The 3720-nt window shown below is 66.6% G+C and carries 5 protein-coding genes; all 5 read right to left on the bottom strand.

Going from position 1 to position 3720, the window contains the following annotated elements:
• Positions 1–1070: class I SAM-dependent DNA methyltransferase (locus VJ307_04495; protein HJX73395.1), on the bottom strand; the 1070-nt coding region annotated here is incomplete at its 3' end.
• A gap of 10 nt (positions 1071–1080) precedes the next feature.
• The gene (locus VJ307_04500; GenBank protein HJX73396.1) at positions 1081–1308 is read right to left on the bottom strand and encodes a helix-turn-helix transcriptional regulator; all 228 of its coding nucleotides are present in this window, start codon (positions 1306–1308) and stop codon (positions 1081–1083) included.
• 198 nt (positions 1309–1506) lie between these two features.
• Positions 1507–2211 (bottom strand): lysophospholipid acyltransferase family protein, encoded by a 705-nt coding sequence (locus tag VJ307_04505; GenBank protein ID HJX73397.1) that lies wholly within the window; start codon positions 2209–2211, stop codon positions 1507–1509.
• Positions 2212–2683: 472 nt separating this feature from the next.
• Positions 2684–3277 (bottom strand): hypothetical protein, encoded by a 594-nt coding sequence (locus VJ307_04510; protein HJX73398.1) that lies wholly within the window; start codon positions 3275–3277, stop codon positions 2684–2686.
• Between the two features lie 155 nt (positions 3278–3432).
• On the bottom strand, positions 3433–3720 hold a 288-nt coding region (locus VJ307_04515), incomplete at its 5' end, for a hypothetical protein (protein HJX73399.1).

The following is a 3720-nucleotide window of genomic DNA, read 5'->3' on the forward strand; positions in this document are numbered from 1 at the left end:
CTGCGAATTTCTCCCTCGCCGCTCTGATTGCTCGACATGCTCCCGTTGGCGAGCACGAATCCCGCGAGGCCGGTGGGGGTTACGTGGTGGATGAAGTGCTGCACCCAGGCGAAGTTCGCGTTGCCCGCGGGCGGGACGCCGAACTTCCAACGCTTGTCCTCGCGCAGGCGCTCGCCCCCCCAGTCGCTCGAGTTGAAGGGCGGATTGGCGAGGACGTAGTCGGCCTTGAGGTCCCGGTGCAGGTCGCGGTGGAAGCTGTCGGCATGATCTGGACCGAGGTTCGCGTCGATGCCGCGGATGGCCAGGTTCATCTTCGCCAGGCGCCACGTGGTGGAGTTCGATTCCTGCCCGTAGATGCTGATGTCGCCGACCTTGCCGCCGTGCTCCTCGATGAACTTCTCGCTCTGGACGAACATGCCGCCGGATCCGCAGCAGGGGTCGTAGACCCGGCCCTTGTACGGCGCGAGCATCTCGACGAGCACCTGGACCACGCACCGGGGCGTGTAGAATTGACCCCCCTTCTTGCCTTCCGCGCTGGCAAACCGGGCAAGGAAATATTCGTACCCCCGGCCGAGGATGTCCTTCGAGCGGTTTTCGGAGTCGCCCAGCCCGATGGTTCCGATGAGGTCGATCAGCTCCCCGAGGCGCTGTTTGTCGAGGGCCGGGCGGGCGTAGTCCTTGGGCAGGACGCCCTTCAGCGCCTTGTTGTCGCGTTCGATCGCGACCATGGCGTCGTCGATCATCCTGCCGGCGGCCGGCTGCCTGGCGTTGGCCTGGAGATGCGGCCAGCGCGCCTCCCTCGGCACCCAGAAGATGTTGAAGGCGCGGTACTCGTCCGGGTCCTCCGGGTCCGCCCCGCTCTTTTTATCGGCGACCAGCCTGGCGCGATGCTCCTCAAAGGCGTCCGAAATGTACTTCAGGAAGATGAGGCCCAGGACGACGTGCTTGTACTCCGCGGCGTCCATGTTGTTGCGGAGCTTGTCCGCCGCCTGCCAGAGCTTGGCCTCGAAGCCGAGTACGGCGCCGTTGGGTCCGTTCCGCCCCCTGCCGGCCTTCGCATTCCGAGCCATAAAGTTCCCCTCAAAGGTCTTTCTTGGACAGCTTCAGCTTTCCCTCCCCGATCATCCGGCCGCAAAAGGCGTCCAACTGGGCCCTGGCCAGCTTCGACGGCTTGACCTGGCCGTTCTCCCATCGGTTGACCGTGGCGAAGCTGACGCCCAGCTCCCGCGCCAGGTCCTCCTGGCTGAGTCCCAACTGTTCCCGAACGGATTTCACCAGGGCAGTGTATTCTCTCTCTTTCCGAGCCATCGGTTTTCCTCGCAGGACAGATCCCGAGATTGTTGCATATGCTATATCACGTGAAGGTCCCCGGCAAGTATTGGCCCGGACAGTGTTGGCCCGGACAGTATTGGCCCGGACAGGAGCGGATTGCCGGAAAGGGTCCCTGATCAGGGAGCGCCTGGCCCCCCGGGTCCAGCGGGAAGATGAAAAGTTTTAAGAACGTCCCTAAGCTTTGCCGGAGAGCATCGCCTCCCGGACCCGTCTCATGAGGTCCGGGGTGTCGGCCGGGGTCTTGCCGCGGGTCTCGATCGGCGGGAAGATCTCGACCGTGATGGTGCCGGGACGGACCCGGAGCGTGTCGGCGGCCACGACCTCGCGGCTCCCCGACACCTGCACCGGAACGATCGGCAGCCCCACCTGAAGGGCCATCCGGAACCCTCCCTTCTTGAACGGGAGGAGGTCCCCGTCGCGGCTGCGCGTTCCCTCCGGGTAGATCATCACCGAGTTGCTCCCGGACAGGCCCGACAGCGCTTCCGCAAGCGCCTCCCTCGACTTCTCGGGGGAGGCCCGGTCGACCATGATCTGCCCGCAGGCGAGCAGGGCCCAGCCGAAGACGGGGATCCGCGCCAGTTCCTTCTTGAACACCCAGTGGAGCGGATGGGAGATGACGAGGGCAAGAGCCGCAGAGTCGGCGTGGCTTGCGTGGTTGGACATGAAGACGTACGGCTTCCCGGAGTCGATGTTGGCGAGCCCCCGCCCCACCACCTTGATCCGGAAGAACCCCAGGGCGATCCGGGCGTAGGTCTTCGAAACCACCAGAAAAAGCTTCCCCTTCAGCGCCTTCCCCGGCAGCAGCAGGGCCAGCACGATCGCCGGAACGCCGATCACGAGGGTCAGGAGCCCCAGGAGAGTCAGCTGGATGGCGTTCAACGGAGTCACTTCGCGCAGCCTCTCGCGAACCCGTTGACAACGGGTCCCCCTCCGCGCACAGGGCGCTGCGGGGGGTTCCTCGCAGCGGGGGGACACTCCTGGAGGTTGTCGGTAGTACGGTTGGAGGAGTGTCCCGCCGAAGGGAAGAAATCGCGTCGAGCGGAACCGGCAGCGAGCGGGCGCCAGGTCGCGTAGCATTTAGGGACCCCCCGGCCTCCAGAGATCCGTTCCTGAAGAGGCCGTGCACCGAGAGGGTCGATGCGCCGCGCCCGGCGAGGCGACCGTCCGAGGCGTACCCGCCGCGGTACGGCGAGGGCGGGCAACGAAGCCGGCGGGGATGCAGCGGCCCTCGAATGCCGGGATCTGAGGGAATGGATTTCTGGGGGCCGGCGAGCCCGTGCGCGGAGGGACTGCCGGTGCCGAACGATCACGGCGGCAGTTCGGTCCGTCGAGCCATTTGCGCGACGCCGCACTAGGCCCGCCCTCGTTTCCGCGTTTCCCGCAACCCTTCCGGGCATACGTCCAGAAGCGGGCATTCTGCGTGAAGCGGATTCCTCGGGCGGCAGATCTCCCGCCCGAGCCGGATCAGGTTCAGGTGCAGCGGCGCGTGCTCCCCCTTCGGGACGTGCGGCTCGAGGAGAAGCGCCGCCCGGGCGAGATCGGCCGACGCCGGCACGAGGCCGAGCCTTCCTGCCACCCGGAGAATGTGGGTGTCCACGGGAAATGCCTCGAGTCCGAAAGAGAACAGGAGAAGGATGTTCGCGGTCTTCACGCCCACGCCGCCCAGGGAGGTGAGATACGCGCGCGCTTCGGGAAGCGGCTTCTCCCGCAGAAACTCGAGCGTAAAGTCTCCCCGCTCCCGTTTCAGCCGGGAGAGCGCCGAAAGGATCGCCTTCGCTTTCGCCTTCGCCAGGCCACCGGTCCGGATCGCCTCCTCCACCTCCCCGGGCGTAGCCGTTGCAAGTAGGGAAAGCGTCGGAAAACGCCGCATCAGGGAAGAAAACGCCCGGTCGCGGTTCGCATCGTTCGTATTCTGGGAAAGGATCGTGAGGATCAGGTTTCGCACCGGCTCTTCCCTGTGGGCGCACCGGGACGGGCGGCCGAACCGCCTGCGGAGGCGCCGGGAGATGTCGGCGAGCCTCGAGGCCAGTTCCTCTCCTCCCCGGCCCGCCCCCCTGTCCCGCCGGCCATGCGCCGTAGGCGATGGTCCTCCCACCGGGGTCAGCCGCCTTCTTCCCCGGAGAGGCGCTGCGCGAGGAAAAGGCCCTCCCGGGTCAGGCGGACGGCGGGCTGCAGTTCCCAGTACTCGATCAACCCCTTCTCCCGAAGCCCCTTGACGGCCTCCTCCAGCTCGTGCCGCGCAAGCCCCGCCTCCTCGTCCAGCCCCCTCATCCCGGGCGTCGCCCCCGGGCCGATCTCGCGGTAAAAGACGAGAAGACAGCAAAGGAGCTTCGATTCGGGACCGGAGAGCCTGGGTGCGGTCAAGGCGTGACGGGCGGGGGAGGGGGC

This window comes from Candidatus Deferrimicrobiaceae bacterium (assembly GCA_035256765.1).
Taxonomy (GTDB): Bacteria; Desulfobacterota; Deferrimicrobia; order Deferrimicrobiales; family Deferrimicrobiaceae; genus CSP1-8.

What these genes read in the sequence shown, in the direction of transcription:
- VJ307_04500 (HJX73396.1), bottom strand. Translation starts at nt 1,308, where the DNA reads ATGGCTCGGAAAGAGAGAGAATACACTGCCCTGGTGAAATCCGTTCGG.